The 15,600-nt window shown below is 43.1% G+C and carries 18 protein-coding genes and 1 pseudogene; 11 read left to right on the forward strand and 8 right to left on the reverse strand.

From position 1 onward, the window contains the following. The 3 genes from H2C83_RS16205 to H2C83_RS16215 all read left to right on the forward strand — a co-directional run. Window positions 1–356: hypothetical protein (locus H2C83_RS16205; protein WP_220184235.1), on the forward strand; the 356-nt coding region annotated here is incomplete at its 5' end. Next, the gene (locus tag H2C83_RS16210; RefSeq protein ID WP_181742225.1) at window positions 353–904 is read left to right on the forward strand and encodes a hypothetical protein; all 552 of its coding nucleotides are present in this window, start codon (window positions 353–355) and stop codon (window positions 902–904) included. The genes H2C83_RS16205 and H2C83_RS16210, both read left to right, overlap by 4 nt. Window positions 905–914: 10 nt before the next feature. Next, window positions 915–1,481 carry a hypothetical protein gene (locus H2C83_RS16215; protein ID WP_181742226.1) on the forward strand — a complete coding sequence of 189 codons (567 nt, stop codon included), beginning with the start codon at window positions 915–917 and terminating at the stop codon, window positions 1,479–1,481. 48 nt (window positions 1,482–1,529) lie between these two features. Here the strand turns inward: H2C83_RS16215 and H2C83_RS16220 are convergent. The 3 genes and pseudogenes from H2C83_RS16220 to H2C83_RS17500 form a co-directional block, all read right to left on the reverse strand. Next, window positions 1,530–1,892 (reverse strand): annotated as a pseudogene (locus H2C83_RS16220) (ATP-binding protein); the annotation flags it as partial. Between the two features lie 328 nt (window positions 1,893–2,220). Next, window positions 2,221–2,880 carry an IS21 family transposase gene (gene istA, locus H2C83_RS16225; RefSeq protein ID WP_181742228.1) on the reverse strand — a complete coding sequence of 220 codons (660 nt, stop codon included), beginning with the start codon at window positions 2,878–2,880 and terminating at the stop codon, window positions 2,221–2,223. A gap of 452 nt (window positions 2,881–3,332) precedes the next feature. Beyond that, window positions 3,333–3,683 (reverse strand): tetratricopeptide repeat protein, encoded by a 351-nt coding sequence (locus H2C83_RS17500; protein WP_220184236.1) that lies wholly within the window; start codon window positions 3,681–3,683, stop codon window positions 3,333–3,335. Here H2C83_RS17500 and H2C83_RS16230 point away from each other — a divergent pair. From H2C83_RS16230 to aceA, 3 genes are all read left to right on the forward strand, one after another. Further along, the gene (locus H2C83_RS16230) at window positions 3,641–4,183 is read left to right on the forward strand and encodes a hypothetical protein (RefSeq protein ID WP_181742229.1); all 543 of its coding nucleotides are present in this window, start codon (window positions 3,641–3,643) and stop codon (window positions 4,181–4,183) included. The genes H2C83_RS17500 and H2C83_RS16230 overlap by 43 nt on opposite strands. A 437-nt stretch (window positions 4,184–4,620) precedes the next feature. Then, complete coding sequence (gene aceB, locus H2C83_RS16235) at window positions 4,621–6,219, forward strand: malate synthase A (protein WP_181742230.1); 1,599 nt, start codon at window positions 4,621–4,623, stop codon at window positions 6,217–6,219. Window positions 6,220–6,247: 28 nt separating this feature from the next. Then, window positions 6,248–7,528 (forward strand): isocitrate lyase, encoded by a 1,281-nt coding sequence (gene aceA / locus H2C83_RS16240; RefSeq protein ID WP_181742231.1) that lies wholly within the window; start codon window positions 6,248–6,250, stop codon window positions 7,526–7,528. Between the two features lie 58 nt (window positions 7,529–7,586). On the opposite strand, the gene H2C83_RS16245 is transcribed toward aceA, so the two are convergent. Both H2C83_RS16245 and H2C83_RS16250 read right to left on the reverse strand, forming a co-directional pair. Next, window positions 7,587–9,050 carry a nicotinate phosphoribosyltransferase gene (locus H2C83_RS16245; RefSeq protein ID WP_181742232.1) on the reverse strand — a complete coding sequence of 488 codons (1,464 nt, stop codon included), beginning with the start codon at window positions 9,048–9,050 and terminating at the stop codon, window positions 7,587–7,589. Window positions 9,051–9,075: 25 nt separating this feature from the next. Continuing rightward, the gene (locus H2C83_RS16250; protein WP_181742233.1) at window positions 9,076–9,483 is read right to left on the reverse strand and encodes a M67 family metallopeptidase; all 408 of its coding nucleotides are present in this window, start codon (window positions 9,481–9,483) and stop codon (window positions 9,076–9,078) included. Window positions 9,484–9,768: 285 nt separating this feature from the next. On the opposite strand from H2C83_RS16250, the gene H2C83_RS16255 reads away from it, so the two are divergent. The 5 genes from H2C83_RS16255 to H2C83_RS16275 all read left to right on the forward strand — a co-directional run bounded on the left by H2C83_RS16255 (window position 9,769) and on the right by H2C83_RS16275 (window position 12,756). Then, a complete protein-coding gene (locus tag H2C83_RS16255) occupies window positions 9,769–10,020 on the forward strand; it encodes a DUF72 domain-containing protein (protein WP_181742234.1) in 252 nt (83 codons plus the stop codon). Window positions 10,021–10,202: 182 nt separating this feature from the next. Beyond that, entirely contained in the window at window positions 10,203–10,415 is a 213-nt protein-coding gene (locus H2C83_RS18640) for a DUF72 domain-containing protein (protein ID WP_181742235.1), read from the forward strand. Window positions 10,416–10,521: 106 nt separating this feature from the next. Then, window positions 10,522–11,955, forward strand: a complete 1,434-nt coding sequence (locus H2C83_RS16265) for a bifunctional metallophosphatase/5'-nucleotidase (protein WP_181742236.1) — start codon at window positions 10,522–10,524, stop codon at window positions 11,953–11,955. A 163-nt stretch (window positions 11,956–12,118) separates the two neighbouring features. Then, entirely contained in the window at window positions 12,119–12,376 is a 258-nt protein-coding gene (locus H2C83_RS16270) for a DUF6154 family protein (RefSeq protein WP_181742237.1), read from the forward strand. A 77-nt stretch (window positions 12,377–12,453) separates the two neighbouring features. Further along, window positions 12,454–12,756 (forward strand): YunC family protein, encoded by a 303-nt coding sequence (locus H2C83_RS16275; RefSeq protein ID WP_181742238.1) that lies wholly within the window; start codon window positions 12,454–12,456, stop codon window positions 12,754–12,756. Between the two features lie 92 nt (window positions 12,757–12,848). Here the strand turns inward: H2C83_RS16275 and H2C83_RS16280 are convergent, their stop codons facing one another. The 3 genes from H2C83_RS16280 to H2C83_RS16290 form a co-directional block, all read right to left on the reverse strand. Next, window positions 12,849–13,058 carry a cold shock domain-containing protein gene (locus H2C83_RS16280; RefSeq protein WP_181742239.1) on the reverse strand — a complete coding sequence of 70 codons (210 nt, stop codon included), beginning with the start codon at window positions 13,056–13,058 and terminating at the stop codon, window positions 12,849–12,851. 170 nt (window positions 13,059–13,228) lie between these two features. Beyond that, on the reverse strand, window positions 13,229–13,660 hold the full coding sequence (locus H2C83_RS16285) for a DUF2621 family protein (RefSeq protein ID WP_181742240.1): 432 nt from the start codon (window positions 13,658–13,660) through the stop codon (window positions 13,229–13,231). A 612-nt stretch (window positions 13,661–14,272) separates the two neighbouring features. Then, complete coding sequence (locus H2C83_RS16290; RefSeq protein ID WP_181742241.1) at window positions 14,273–15,298, reverse strand: NAD-dependent formate dehydrogenase; 1,026 nt, start codon at window positions 15,296–15,298, stop codon at window positions 14,273–14,275. Window positions 15,299–15,600 lie beyond the last annotated feature (302 nt).

Here is a 15,600-nt window from a genome sequence, read left to right on the forward strand (position 1 = left end):
TTGTCGCCATCCTGAGCATTCTTGGTGTCCTCGTGACAGTCATTGGATTTATCTTTGCGGTGCCTGTCGCAGTTATTATAGGGAGCGGGATTCTGATCGGTGAGCTTGTCAGCGGATTTTTTTCCTGGATTTCAGGAAATGGATTGTTCAGTGACGAGATGTTGCTTGATATGTTGATCGGAGGTATCGCGGGAGGCATTGCTTCGTTATTTGGCTGGGCCGCCGGAGTCGGAGCCGCTGGCAGCAGTGTGGTACGCTGGCTTGGGACCCGAATCCCTGGCTGGGAAGAGCCTTTCCCAAAGCCTTTGGCGGGAGCGTTGGCGCCAGTGTCGACCAAAGCCTGTGGGATCTGTTGAAGGAAGGAAAAATCAACTGGAAGAATGCCCTTATTGCCGGCGGATTGGGATTGGTCATGGTATTTGGCGGGGAATATGCCGGTGTCAAATTCTTCAAGAATTGTGTTGCCTATGGGCAGCCAGCAAACAGTTACCTGGCGGTAATGCTGCCCAAACCGGATTGTCTCTGTTCACCGGATCGGGGTGGGAAGTGTGGTTCGGGGAATAATATAGCAAATCAAATAAAATATGTTGCTTTAAGTAAAAGTGATATAAAACATTTCAGGAAGCATATTGTATCCAATTTTAGTAAACAAGCCCCTTATTTACCAGATCACATCCTTAAGGCTAAATTGGATAAAACTTCATTTTTCAACCCAAATTGGTCAGAGGAAAAAATTATTACTGAGGTAGAGAAGGGATATAATGAAGCTCTTCAGAAGGAAATTACAGGAGAATATATTTATACTACGGGGGGAGAGCAGATTACAATATACATACATCCCGATAGTAAATTTGCAACAGCATATGGGTCACATAAGCTAACACCAAGTTATTTTGGACGTTAGGAGAGGTATCATGGTAGAGGTAAAGTATAGAATTATAGAAGATTTGGATGAACTGAAAACTCTGGATCGAGATAGTTTTGATGAGTGGGGAGAAGTTGAAGGATTTTTTATGATTCGATTTAATGATAAAACCTATTGCAATACAACTTACCATGAAAACGAGCTGCGTCCCGGTGAAGAAGGGTTTGATTTGATTACGATCTGGTTTGACCACTTGCTTCAAGCAGTTAAATTACTTGAAAAACATGATTATGTTGCAGTAAAAGATATAGAAACTCCTGAGGTTTTCATTGAGTTCAAGAGGTTGGATAATACATCTCAAATCTTTACTGGAGTGATTTTTGTTCCTTCTAAAAATGCTTTGGGTATCCGTAATGTTGTGGTTACAACCCAACTATCATACTACAAATATGAATTCGTAAACGAAAAAATAACATACGGGGAACTTAAAGAAGAATTACTCAAAAAATGCAAGCAATATATTCAAGAATTGGAAAAAATTAATCCCGAGTTGATTCTAGCAAGCCGAATTCAGAGACTGATTATCAAAATGACTCAATTAAGCAACCAGTTTTGAAATTGAAAAGCTGCTATTTTTTTATTTAAAAGGGATAATATCATCATTTTAGGCAGGGATGAAAGTATACCTGTCTTTTTTGGTAGGGTGAATCAAATTGCTGTGATTGTTTTTAGACTTTGTTGCAGAAGCCCTGAAAAATCGTACCTTCATTCCCTGTTTACAGGCTTCTACTCTCATTGCAGTGGAAAGGTGAGTTTTCCCAATGCCAATAGTCCCCAGCATAATCACGTTTTCCTTCTTTCCAATAAAATCAACTTGCTTTAATATTTCTGGGTTCATACTTTCAGGAAATGTTATCGACTCAAAGGAATAGCCTTCAAAGGTCTTCGTTTGAGGGAATTTTACCTTGTTTGTCAATTTGCAAATTTTCATTTGGTCACGGCCACTTTGCTCAGCATTTAAAATAGCCTGTAAATACTGAGTAGGATTTTCGGATTTTCAAACGAAATCGTTTCATAAACATTCATAATGTGAGCTAGACGCATTTGTTTACACAGAGTTTGCAGTGTTGTCTTCATTTTTGTACCTCCCAACGTTGAAGTCGATCATATCGACTGAGAGCAGGTTTCCGACCTCGCAAGATAGCAGGAGTGCGAGTTTCCAGTAAAAGGTAGTGGTCTGAATTCAGGATGACGAAGCTTGTAAAGAACATGTTCCAACTGTTCAATCTCTTCTAATTCGCTATGTAGGAGTCCCTTTTCCACTTCGTCTATGCTGTAAGTCTTGAGCATACGAACTAACCATTCCAGGCGAGTCTCTGACCTTTAGCAAGGAGCATCTGATTCAACTCATCAAGGCTGGATACGGAAGGCATAGGGGTAAAGTATTGTTGTTTGACCATCTTTACCAAGTTCTCAACTTGCCCTTTCTGGTTTCCTTTGGCTGGATCGCAAAAGTGACTGTTGAAAGAATAATGAGCCCGCAACCGGACAAAGCAATCTTGCTCTTCCCGATTCTTGCCCCCCAGTATCTTCTTTACAACTGTTTTAAGGTTGTCATAGGTAATGGTTTGAAGAACCGATCCGAAGAATTCAAAGGCATTTACATGCCCCTGAAGAAGGGCCTCCTGCTTTTTGTGAAAGAATGTTTTGACAAATATTTTGCGACTAAACGTACAACGCATGCAAAACACTTGCACAGTAACTTGCCTACCTTTAAGCAGTATGTCTGCTTGTCCCCTGTCGAACTGAGTGAAATTCCCCTGGGGTAATTCAAGCTGAACGAAAGCTTTAGGTTTAGTGATCTTTAGTTCTCTTACAAAAGATCGAACCGTTGATTCACCTCCAGTGAATCCGTATTCTTCAACCAGCCTTTGATAAATGCGTCGTGCCGTATGACGTTGCTTGGGTGGAGCCTGTTCGTCCTGGCGTAGCGGACAGTTTGTATTTTGGGACATCTGTTGATTTGAATGCTTTTCGAATGACCTGGCGTGAATGGCCAATCTCTCTTGAAATCTGTCGAATGAACTTTCCTAGCAATCGTAATTGGCCATCTGTAACATTTCCTTTCCTCCTGTACCCTTTTTCGACAATTTCAGGATACAAGAAAGGTATGTTCAGGTGGTCAACTTTTTAATTAGCACGGACCACGCTGTATTTTTAGATCAGCATTCACATGGGATATTCTGGCAAGGCTTTTTTATATCTCCTGCAGCAACTAGGTCTGCATTTTTTGGTTGCCAAATTCTGTATTTTTATTTTGCCATATACAAGAACATCAAAGGACATAAGCTTTATGATCTTCGCAATAAAAATTGAAATAAAAACAGGGGATTGGTTTTCCCCCTGTCCAGATTCGTTAATAAACTGTAATGGAACATTAAAGCTCACAGTTTTTCAATTTTCGTCGTCATCGTCGCCTCTCATCATAGACGGGGGAACGAATAAGCTGGTCAAGCTCATAAATTTCAACCTCACTTTTTATCTTAAGTTCTTTTTGAAGGCGGTACATGATATCTAAGCAATTAAGTCGCCTTTCCTTCTCGTTTACGTTATCAAAACAGTCAGCTAATTTCAATAAAGCAGTATGCTGCCTTTGCTTGAATCCATTTTTTTCGAAAAGAATTGCTGCTTCTTGATAATACGGAATCGCTTTGGAAAATTGATTTTGAAAATAATGGACATTTCCCCTAACAATGAGTGCTTTAGCCAGACGGAATGCATCAGGATTCTCACGTCCAATTTTTATGGCCTTTTCCAATATATCACCATGGGGATTTTGGCCATGTTTTATTAAACTATGTCAATGTTCATGTTTGGGCTAAAAAAATTGCTCATCATATAAAAAATATCAATATTGATAATCTGACTGATTTTAATTATTCCAAGTGTTTTACACTATACATTACACCTTCTTTCCATCCAAAAATTGAAATAGGGACGGATGAATTTAGTTCATATATCAGAAAGTGTACTTATTTAAATGGTTTAATGGTTTATATTTCAGCAATTGCTCCGTTTGCTGCGATAAAGTATGTAAAATATGAGTACATTGATGGAGAAATCGTAGTGCAAGAACAGTATCAGCCGTATGATGAAAAAACCGGGGAAATTGGAAAGGATATATTAAAATTGCTAGAGGATCATAGAATCAAAGTCCTTGGGAGAAAGTTATTGGAAACAGTAGTGCCAAATGTTTCATTAGAACTTAGAAAGAAAGAGGTAACCGTATTCCATTGTTTATTTGAAGATGGTTATTAAAGAAAGAGATGGGAAAAGACTGGAAAACATGTGGTCAGCTAAGAGGAAATGTCCAATAATAATCAGTACGAAAAAATATGGCTCATTTTTTGGGAGTGAGTTAATGTCGGCACAACAACTTGTATTCATCAGGTAATCGGCGGAACTTTTGATATGACTAAGGTTTGTTAATCCTAATGCTTCTGAATTACCCCCAGGCAATTCACTCATAATGAAGGGACACAGGTTCAAACTCCTTTTCCAGCACAGAAAAACGCCCGATACTGGGCTTTTTTTATTTTTGAATAGCTTAATCGGTGTTACATGGTGCTTATCTTCAGAAATAAAAGAAAAAAATAAATTGGCTATTGTTATACAACAGTATCTGTGTTAATATATAAAACATAAAGGGTTACTGTTATATAATAAGCGGATGACTCAATGGGAGGGAATTTTTAATGTCTGAGCTGGTTTCAGAAGGGATAAAAGTTACTGGAGAAGTGCCACCGCTTTACCGGGAAATTTTGACGCCCGAAGCGCTGCAGTTTATTACCAAATTGGCGCGTGCCTTTACTCCGATGCGGAATCGTCTGTTATTAAACAGAGAAGAAAGGCAAAAACGGCTGGACCAGGGGGAACTGCCGGACTTCCTGCCGGAAACGGCTGAGATACGGGAAGGAAATTGGACCATTGCCCCTTTGCCGGAGGATTTGAAAGACCGGAGAGTGGAAATTACCGGACCTGCAGGAGACCGGAAAATGGTCATTAACGCCTTGAATTCCGGAGCCAAAGTATTTATGGCCGACTTTGAGGATGCCAACTCCCCGACCTGGAAAAATACAATCGGAGGACAGATTCATTTGCGTGATGCCGTCAACGGCACTATTGAATACCGCAATCCGAATGGAAAAGTATACCGTTTGAATGATAATCCTGCTGTGTTGATTGTCCGTCCGCGGGGCTGGCATCTGGATGAAAAACATATTCTGGTGGATGGAAACCCGGTACCGGGAGGATTGGTTGATTTTGGGCTCTATTTCTTCCATAACGCGAAAAAATTGCTGGAAAAAGGTACAGGTCCTTATTTTTATCTGCCAAAAATGGAAAGCCATTTGGAAGCCCGTTTGTGGAATGACGTATTTCTGTTTGCGGAACACGAATTCTGCCTCCCGAAAGGAACAATAAAAGCAACCGTATTGATTGAAACCATTATGGCTGCATTTGAAATGGATGAAATTCTGTATGAGCTCCGTGACCATTCCGCAGGTCTGAACTGTGGACGCTGGGATTATATTTTCAGTTATATTAAAAGGTTGAGAAATCATCCTGAAGTCATTTTGCCCGATCGGGAGCGAGTCACGATGACGGTTCCTTTCATGCGTGCCTATACCTTGCTGGCCATTCAAACATGCCATCGGAGAAATGCACCATGTATCGGCGGAATGGCTGCCCAAATTCCGATTAAAAATGATCAAAGGGCAAATGCAGAAGCTATCAAGAAAGTTCGGCTGGACAAAGAACGGGAAGCAAAAGACGGACACGATGGCACTTGGGTTGCACACCCGGGGCTGGTTCCAGTAGCCGTGGAAATATTTGATAAATATATGAAGATGCCAAACCAGATTGATAATAAAAGAGAAGATGTTAATATAGAAGCCAAAGATTTGCTTGCTGTTCCGGAAGGAATGATTACCGAGTACGGTTTGCGGAAAAATATTCGTGTTGCGATTCAATATTTGGAATCCTGGTTACGGGGAATGGGAGCCGTTGCGATCGATCATTTGATGGAAGATGCGGCGACTGCGGAAATTTCCAGGACCCAGGTCTGGCATTGGATTCGGCATGAGCAGGGGAACCTTTCGGACGGACGCAGGATTACCAGAGAATTGGTAAGCCAAATGATCGATCAGGAAATAAACAAATTGAAACGCCATATTGGCGAGGAAGCCTGGAAAGATCGGGAATTTGAAAAAGCAAAACAGATCTTTTCCAACCTGGTTTTCGAAGATGAATTTACGGAATTTTTGACTTTGCCTGGTTCCGAATACTTGAATTAATCTCTATTATGAGAAAGGATGAAAAAATATGAATCAACAACAAGAAGCCTTGGAATTGAAAAGAGAATGGGAAGAAAGCCCACGCTGGCAAGGAGTTACACGTCCCTATACCCCTGAAGATGTTCTGAAATTACGCGGTTCTGTCAAAATTGAGTATACCCTGGCCAGAAGAGGAGCGGAACGCCTGTGGAAAACGATGCAGGAAGAACCGTTTGTACGCGCTTTGGGTGCATTGACCGGGAACCAGGCTGTACAACAGGTAAAAGCCGGTTTGAAAGCAATCTACCTGAGCGGATGGCAAGTTGCTGCCGACGCAAACCTGGCCGGACAAATGTATCCTGACCAAAGCCTGTACCCGGCAAACAGTGTTCCGCATGTTGTCAAAAGAATCAACCAAGCTTTGCAAAGAGCTGACCAAATCGAGCATGCTGAAGGAACAAGAACACGCGATTGGTTTGCGCCGATTGTGGCTGATGCTGAAGCCGGATTTGGCGGCCCGTTGAATGTGTTTGAACTGATGAAAGCAATGATTGAAGCTGGTGCAGCAGGGGTACACTTCGAAGACCAGCTCGCATCTGAGAAAAAATGCGGACACCTGGGCGGAAAAGTATTGGTTCCAACACAACAGGCTGTACGCAATCTGATCGCTGCACGTCTGGCAGCTGATGTGATGGGAGTTCCAACAGTATTGATTGCACGGACTGATGCCAATGCTGCCAAATTGATCACCAGCGATATTGATCCGGCAGATCATCCGTTTATTGAAGGAGATCGTACGCCTGAAGGTTTCTACCGCATGAAAAGCGGTTTGCAAACTGCGATCGCCAGAGGATTGGCCTATGCACCATATGCTGACCTGATCTGGTGTGAAACCTCTGAACCCAACCTTGAAGAAGCCCGTCAGTTTGCCGAAGCCATTCATGCAAAATATCCGGGCAAATGGCTTGCTTACAACTGTTCGCCATCCTTTAACTGGAAAAAGAAACTGGGTGAAAAAACCATTGCTACTTTCCAAGAAGAGCTGGGCAAAATGGGATACAAATTCCAGTTTGTCACTTTGGCAGGATTCCATGCACTTAACTATAGCATGTTCGAACTGGCCAAAGGATACAGTGAACGTGGAATGGCAGCTTACTCCGATCTGCAACAGGCTGAATTCGGAATCCAGGACAAAGGATATACTGCAGTAAAACACCAACGCGAAGTAGGTACCGGTTACTTTGATGAAGTCTCCATGGTCATCTCTGGCGGAACTTCTTCCACAACTGCTTTGAAAGAATCGACAGAAGCAGAACAGTTTACTTCCTGATCATAAAAGAAAGGGCCTGTCAAAAGGGCAGGTCCTTTCTTTGTGTGTAAGATCTTTTCTAGGCTTCGCCGTTTTCCATTTTGATCATTTGATAAACTTTTTGAATCATATCTCTTTTTGTTTTCCATAGTTTATCTGACATGTTCACGTGATATTCCTCCGGATTCAATATGCGAAGATATTCTTCCCAAAACTGTGAGAGTTGCTCACGATGATACGACCGGATTTCGTCAAGAGAAGGCAGTTGATAAACAAGTTTGCCGTTTTGGAAAATATTTTTCAGCAGAGGGACTGCTTTAAACCCTTTTATTTTTTTGCGGCGGAATGTGTGAACAGGATGAAACAGGGTAAGTGGCTTGCTTTCGTCGATCTCTTCATCAACCAAAGTCAGCAGGTCTCCGTGCGCTTTATTTTTTTGGTCAAGAATACGATATACATTTTTTCGTTCAGGTGTGGTTACTTTGGCCGGATTTGAAGAAATTTTGATCGTGGGTTCCCATTTCCGGTTTTCATAGCGCGAAACCATTTTGTATACTGCCCCCAATGCCGGTTTGTCGTGGGCGGTAATCACCTTTGTTCCGACACCCCACGAATCCACTTTTGCATTTTGCGATTTCAGGTTTAGAATCGTAAATTCATCCAGATCACTTGAAGCGATGATTTTTGTTTCTGTCAATCCTGCGTTGTCCAGCATTTTTCGCGCCTGTTTGGATAAATAAGCCAAATCGCCGCTGTCAATGCGGATTCCTTTAAGTGTTTTTCCCTGTTCTTCCAGTTCCAGTCCGACCTTGATCGCGTTTGGCAGACCGCTGCGCAGCGTGTCGTACGTATCGACAAGAAGGACGCACTGGTCAGGGAATGCCTTGGCATAGGCACGAAATGCATCCAGTTCACTGGGAAAGTCCTGAATCCAGGCGTGGGCATGGGTTCCGCTGGTTGGAATGCCAAATTTTTTCCCGGCCAGCGTGTTGGAGGTGGAATCAAAACCGGCGATATAGGTTGCACGAGCCCCCCAGACTGCGGCGTCCTTCTCCTGTGCGCGCCTTGTTCCAAATTCCATCAGCTGGTCAGATTGTGCGACGTGGCGGATCCGTGCTGCCTTGGTGGCAATCAGGCTCTGAAAGCCAATAAAATTTAACAGGGCGGTTTCAATCAGTTGCAATTCCATGATCGGCCCTTCCGCCCGCAACATGGGCACACCCGGGAAGGTAATGGTTCCTTCCGGAAGAGCGTAAATATTGCCGGTGAAACGAAAGTTGCGCAATAAATCGTAAAAAGCCGGGTCAAAGTTTTCATCGAGCGTTTTCAGATAAGCAATATCCTCTTTGCTAAAATGCAGGTTTTCAAGATATTTAATGGCTCTTTCCAGCCCGGCGGCCACGACATAACCGTTTCCGAAAGGCAGATTGCGAAAATACAGGTCAAAAGCCCGCCAGTTTAAATGGCTTCCATTTTTGAAATGGGCATACATCATCGTAATTTGATATTTGTCGGTATGTAACGCTGAGATATAATTATCCATCGGTTTGTCTCCTGTTCTGTCAAATTCATTCAATAACCTTGAACATAAGTGGATTCGCTTTATTATTTTTAATCGTATAAGCACAAAGTTGAAGCTCTTTATCCTTGAGTGACAAGATCCAGAAACTTTTGTCTGCAAAGTTCCATCCTGACAGATCACGCTTTGAGGGATAGGGACGGGTAAATGGATGGGAGTGCATCACACCCAGCCATTCCAAACGATCGTTGCGCATCTTTTTAATGGTATTGAAATAGGCACGCGGTTCCAGTTCCAGGGAGCAGGGCAAACGATTCTGACAGGGAATGGGGAAAAAATGGGTAATTGTTGAGTGGCAGCCTGCCAGAAACCCGTATCCTTCATCTGGATATTTTTCAAGGCAATATTCTTTTATTTCATTGATCACATAGTGATGAATGGTAAAATAGGATGGCATTATTCCCGGCTCCCCTCGTCGGAGATTTGCAAATCACCGTTTAATAAATCTGCCATTATTTTATATTTCTGTAGTTAGAAAGTCTATGACCGGTTTCTTAATAGAAGGAGTGACTTTATTATAACTTATCTTTAATCTTTTATTGTATCAATGCTGATTGGAAATAACCTTTCGGAGGATTTTGCATTTTTTTTGTTTTATACAAATGGTACAATAAAAGAAATTTAGATTGCAAAAAACGATCGGGAAGATGAGTGACACGATAAACCCGATCCAGGCGGGTTTATGGGTGGGGAGGATCATGCCCTGTATCCGCCCCAAACCAGGGAAAAAGACAAATTGGCCTTTTATGACGGCCATTTGCCGGTCGCTGAATTGGACACCACTTTTCATGCCATTGCCAATGCAGCCAGAATGGAACGCTGGTCACCGGACCCGATTCATCCGCTTTTTGATGCTGGAAAGCTGCAGATGTTGCTTTTTCAGTTTTCTCCACGGTTTGATTGCAGACAGAAACATGTAAAATATACATATTAAATCTGTAAAGCATTTCATGCACCCTTGGTTGTAATAAAACCGATTGAGGAAACTCCTTTTTTTGCGGAATGAAGAACTTATTCATATCATTTGTGATGCTCCGGACGGGTGAAGAATCGGTTCCGCCGGTTGTTAAAGAAAACATCCACATTATCTCCTGATCCGGCTTATGGAGCCGGAGTTTGACGGGTTGGAACAATTCCGGACGCCCGGACTGGCGGGACGTCCGGTACGCATATTGTTACTCTTATGCCAGGCTGGATAAATGGGCCAGACACATCCAAACGTTAAGCAGGCAGGTCGGGCAACTAACAGTCCTTTTTAATAACAATTCTGAAGGAGATGCAGTAAAAAATGCTAGGCAGATGGATACGCAAACTGAGTCTTGCCTTTAACGGGCTGTCTTCAAGGCAGTTAACCTTTTATGACGAAATATGGGTGCAGGCTCTTTCCTCCTTAATGAAGACAGCCCCCGAATTACAAGATTAAGGGAGGATTTTTGTGGGCCAGAAACGAGTTCACTTTTTGCATACCAACGACTTGCATAGCCACCTCGACCAGTTCGGGAAAATTTATACGCTGGTGGAATCTTTGCGGTCACAATTTGAGGCTGACGGGGAGCCGTGTTTCCTTCTGGATATTGGTGACCATATGGATCGGTTCCGTTTGGAAACGGAAGGCACGGATGGACGGGTAAACCGCGCTCTTTTGGAACGAACCGGTTATGATATGGTTACTTTTGGCAACAATGAGTTGTTGACCTTTTCCAAAGAACAGCTTGGCATTCTATATCATGATGTGCCATTTTCCGTTGTTTCTACAAACGTATTTGATTTGAAAGGGGATCATCAGCCAGACTGGATTGTTCCATACCAATGGAAAGTGGTCAATGGCATTCGTTGTTGCTTTTTGGCTGCTACCATTCCTTATCCGTTGGTATATGAAATGATGGGCTGGCAAGTGAAAAATCCGTTTCCAATCATTGAAGAAGCTGTTTTGTCCGTTCGCCACCAGGCTGATGTGGTTGTGTTGCTTTCCCATCTGGGACTGGATAAAGACCAGCTGCTGGCTGAAAAAATAGATGGAATTGATGTGATTATCGGCGCGCATACGCATCATCTGTTCGAACAGGCGGAAAAAATCGGTAATACCTATTTAACGGCAGCAGGAAAATTTGGACAGGCCGTAGGGCAAATTTCGATTACTGTCGATCCGGATCGGCGATCGATTGAGGATGTGTCAGCCTGCTGCCATTTCGTGGAACAGCATCCGTCAGCGGAGTCGATTGAAGACCTGATGGATTGGTATAAACTACAGGCTGAACAAAATATGTCCCAACCGGTTACCTGGCTGGAAGAACCTCTGGAGATCAACTGGAATGAAGAATCCCCTTTTGCCAACCTGCTTGCCGACAGCATCCGGGATTGGGTGGGATCTGATTTGGCACTTGTTAACAGCGGTCAGCTGTTATGTGATCTGCCGCGGGGAACGATTACGCAAAGAATTATCCATCAAGCCTGTCCCCATCCTATCAATCCTGTGCTGATGGAAATCAGCGGCAGAGATCTCAAGGATACACTGGAAGAGTCTTTATTGAATGAATTTAAACAAAAGCCGATCCGCGGTTTTGGCTTTCGGGGGAAAATTCTGGGCATGATGAGCGTTTCAGGAATTGAAGTCAGATATGATCCGGACAGGGAACCATTTCAGAAGATCACTTCGCTCTGGCTAGGGGAAAAAGAATGGAAAGAAAATGAAAAATATCTGGTGGGCATGATTGATATGTTCATGTTTGGCGCAGGATATTTACGACTGCGAAGCGGGAAGCTGATCAAATATTTTTTGCCTGAATTCCTGCGAGATCTGTTGGCGCACCAGCTAAAAAAACCAACGGCCATCAGGAAATGCAGACAGCGGCGTTTCCTGACCGGATGAACAGGTCAGATTTGTGATTCGCAAAGAAGGAAATTTTTGTTTGTGTACAAAATTTAAAGGTTAGGTTACGATTCGTATTCTCATACTTGCTTTAAAGCGGGAATGTTCCATATAAAGATACGGTCAGGGCACTTTGACCATTTGAACGCAGGGAGGTTGTTGCATGAGTTTTGTAGATGAAGTTTATGATTTGTACCGTGATCAGTTAACAGATGATGAAGAAGATGCGGTAACCATTGTATTGAGCATCCTGGAAGAACAGTCGCGGGAGCATATGATGGCACTGATTGAACAGATGGATGATGATGAAATTATGCAAATGCTTGGTGTTTATCTGGTGGAGATGTTGAAAGTCAAAATGGTCCAGGACGGGAAACTGCCCCGTTTGCGTTTTGACTCTCCGGCTACGCGCTATCATTAAACAAAACATTCCCTCACATGTTTGGGCTTTTGTTCATACACTGAATAAAAAAGGGTGTAGTCTGAGGAGGGAATCATATGATTCAATTAAAGCCGATTGATATTGAAGGAAAACAGGTTTTGGGAATTGAAGTCAAGTTACCGCGTACTACCCTGTTGGTAGTGACGACGGATCAGGGATATATTATGTGCGGGGCGCTTGATGTAACCTTGTTAAATGAACGGCTTTCTGAACGGAATATTGTTGCGGCAAGGGCGTTGGGAGTCAGAACCCTGGAACAACTGCTGGATGCACCACTGGAGTCGGTTACCCATACGGCCAGGGAAATGGGGATTGAGCCGGGAATGACAGGACGGCAGGCTTTGCTGAAAATGATATAAATGGAAAAACGGTTTTCCCGCAGTCTGTCATTTAACCGTTCTATTAAAAAAGCACTTTCCTTTGGGAAAGTGCTTTGATTTCGTGATCAGAATCAGCGTACAGTATTCAAGCGTACAACATTTGCAGATTGAGGACCGCGATCCCCATCGACAATGTCAAATTCTACGGGTTCGCCTTCTTCAAGTGTTTTAAATCCTTCGGCCTGAATTGCGGAATAGTGTACAAATACGTCGCCACCATCTTCACGCTCAATGAATCCATAACCTTTTTCGGCATTAAACCATTTTACTTTTCCCTTCATCTTAGGGCCTCCTTCTTTCCCATTAAAAAGCGGTCAAACTCAAGCACTTGAAAACCTTTTGTTTCCTGAACAAGAGGCCACAAGATGAAACTTGACTTGCAAACCCACTTTTTAACTCATTGTAATTCCATATTAGCATGCAACTTGTTAAGTTTCAAGTTTTTTACACATCACTTGATCAGATTCCGATACTTGGACAAATTTATTTTTCTGGCTTTCAGCGTTTTTACGAGCCATTTGTGATCACGCCTTGGAGTGGCCAGAATATAGCCGCGAATAATGTACTCTTCAGTTAATGCTTTGATCTGGTCCTTTAACGCCAATTCTCCGATTTTTCCGGCAATTTTTCGTTTGACAGTGTTACGAAACGGTGACGGAACCGGTTTTACCAGATCATTTAATAGTTCCTTGTGCTCTTGTTTCCAAAGATGGATGGTTTCCTTTATGTAATATTCCTGCCAGTCAAGAATTGATCTGCCGTCATCCCTCGGCAGAGTCCTCAAAAATTTGCGGAACATGAAATAGCCGCCAATTGTCAGGAAAGCGAGAAAACAGAGCCAAAAAAACAGGTAAACCCATTGCAGCCACGCGAGTCCGACCATTTCAGCGTCACCTCTTTCGTACTTCGTTATGATGATGGGACACAGGACAATGGAATAACCATAAAAAACGCCTTCATCCGTTACTGATGAAGGCGTTTATTTTTTCAGTCTTTTATACGAACAAGCTAATGCCATAACCGATCAATCCCCAACATGGAATGCTTAATAATGTTGCATTAAAAAGTCCGAGCATTGGGCGGTGCATCATGAATTCCTCCTGTGAAAGAATTGGGTGAATTAGGTGGTTTTAGGTGAGTGGTGTTAGTGTCTTTATTATATCGGCAGAATGCCGGGCTTGTCACGGTTTTGGCTGAAATGTAATGTACATGTAAAGTTGGAGTCAAAATAGAGAAACAGTAAAACCGGTTTGTTACAACGAACGGGATTTTGTTAATTTATTGTCTTTGAAGGCGTTTTCAAAACGTGCGTAATGTCAGGGGATTATTTTTCAGTCCAAACGGGCGACTGCCAAACTGTCGGTCAGGGATGTGCTGGTGGTGCTTTCAGGCTGATTCTTTAACTGATGTATACAGTTTCATTTTACTTTTTTGCTGCCATGCCGGAACTTGTCAACGTCGACAAAAAGGGCTGTTGAACGAGCAGGCCGGGATTTTACTTCACACGATAGCTTGTGTTCTTGATTATACCGTTTTCCACGATGACATTCTCCGGTTTCATGGGAATGTTATGAATAAATCTGATCAGAATGTCTTTTACTCCATCAGCAATCCGCTGTTGGGCTTCCAGCGTCATCCCCGAGTAGTGAATCGTCATGGCGTGATTGGGCATCGTACGCCACGGGTGATCGCCCGGTGCCGGCTGCGGATACCAGACATCCCCCGCATAACCGGCAAGATGACCCGTTTCCAGGGCTTCCAGCAAGGCATCGGTTTCAACGATTTTTCCCCGTGCCGTATTAATCAGATATGCTCCTTTTTTCATATATGACAGGAGTTCCCTGTTGAAGGAACCGTCTGTATACTTGGTGAGCGGGGTATGGATGGTGACGATGTCGCTTGTTTTGATCAGCTCTTCCAGCGAAACCGGTTCTGAACCGTGCAAGGATACCGGATGCAAAGGATCATAATGAACGATCCTTACCTGAAATGGGGACAGCCGTTCTGCCACCAGCTGGCCTATGCGTCCGAAGCCGACGATGCCGACTGTTTTCCCTTCAAGGTCGTGTGCACGGGCCCCGATTTTTGGAAGATTCCATTCTCCCTGTACCACCTGCCTGTGACCTTCAAGAAAATCACGAAGCAGGATCAATATGCTCATCACTGTATGTTCAGCCACGCTTACCACATTACAACCGGTGACTTCCACAACAGATATGTGATGTTTCCGTGCTGCTTCCAGATCGATATGATCCGATCCGACTCCGGCCGTAATTACCAGATTTAGCTGACCTGCACGTTCAATGCGGTCCCTAGTGAGATAGGCCGGATAAAACGGGGAACAGATAAATACAGACATATCCTCAAGCCGGGAATCAAGTTCCCCGGGATCTGTCAAAACGACTATCTCATGACCTGTGCCCGAAAAGAACGATGGCAGATTTAAGGCCTTTTCCGCACTCAGAAGCGGGCTGTTTTTTTCATTTGGCGGGGTTTCCGGAAAAACAGCAACGATTTTCATGTGAAGTCTCCTCTCTCTGCATGGGATGTCTGAAAAACTCTTGATTTTTAAAACAGATTCCAAAATCATTTCAAATTATTTTTATTTTCGTTATTATCGCAATTATTATTTTATTTTAAATTTATATATTTATCAATATATTCGTCGGGACACGGTTTTTCCAGATCAGGCCGGTATGTGTCCGCTTGCTGGGTTGTTTCGACCGGTGTCCGGATTTGAATGTTGCCTTGTTTGCAATAAAGAAAGGCATTGACGCTTTGAAAATCGTTGCGTTATATTCATACACAGCGCAAACCTGACAT

Origin of the sequence: Thermoactinomyces mirandus (assembly GCF_013868055.1) — a bacterium.
Lineage (GTDB): Bacteria > Bacillota > Bacilli > Thermoactinomycetales > Thermoactinomycetaceae > Thermoactinomyces > Thermoactinomyces mirandus.

Bases quoted from the DNA above. Each gene is read 5' to 3' on its own strand.
- H2C83_RS16215 (WP_181742226.1), top strand. From the start codon at position 915: ATGGTAGAGGTAAAGTATAGAATTATAGAAGATTTGGATGAACTGAAA.
- istA (WP_181742228.1), bottom strand. From the start codon at position 2,880: ATGTCCCAAAATACAAACTGTCCGCTACGCCAGGACGAACAGGCTCCA.
- H2C83_RS16230 (WP_181742229.1), top strand. From the start codon at position 3,641: ATGCATCAGGATTCTCACGTCCAATTTTTATGGCCTTTTCCAATATAT.
- aceB (WP_181742230.1), top strand. From the start codon at position 4,621: ATGTCTGAGCTGGTTTCAGAAGGGATAAAAGTTACTGGAGAAGTGCCA.
- aceA (WP_181742231.1), top strand. From the start codon at position 6,248: ATGAATCAACAACAAGAAGCCTTGGAATTGAAAAGAGAATGGGAAGAA.
- H2C83_RS16245 (WP_181742232.1), bottom strand. From the start codon at position 9,050: ATGGATAATTATATCTCAGCGTTACATACCGACAAATATCAAATTACG.
- H2C83_RS16250 (WP_181742233.1), bottom strand. From the start codon at position 9,483: ATGCCATCCTATTTTACCATTCATCACTATGTGATCAATGAAATAAAA.
- H2C83_RS16255 (WP_181742234.1), top strand. From the start codon at position 9,769: ATGGGTGGGGAGGATCATGCCCTGTATCCGCCCCAAACCAGGGAAAAA.
- H2C83_RS16270 (WP_181742237.1), top strand. From the start codon at position 12,119: ATGAGTTTTGTAGATGAAGTTTATGATTTGTACCGTGATCAGTTAACA.
- H2C83_RS16275 (WP_181742238.1), top strand. From the start codon at position 12,454: ATGATTCAATTAAAGCCGATTGATATTGAAGGAAAACAGGTTTTGGGA.
- H2C83_RS16280 (WP_181742239.1), bottom strand. From the start codon at position 13,058: ATGAAGGGAAAAGTAAAATGGTTTAATGCCGAAAAAGGTTATGGATTC.
- H2C83_RS16285 (WP_181742240.1), bottom strand. From the start codon at position 13,660: ATGGTCGGACTCGCGTGGCTGCAATGGGTTTACCTGTTTTTTTGGCTC.
- H2C83_RS16290 (WP_181742241.1), bottom strand. From the start codon at position 15,298: ATGAAAATCGTTGCTGTTTTTCCGGAAACCCCGCCAAATGAAAAAAAC.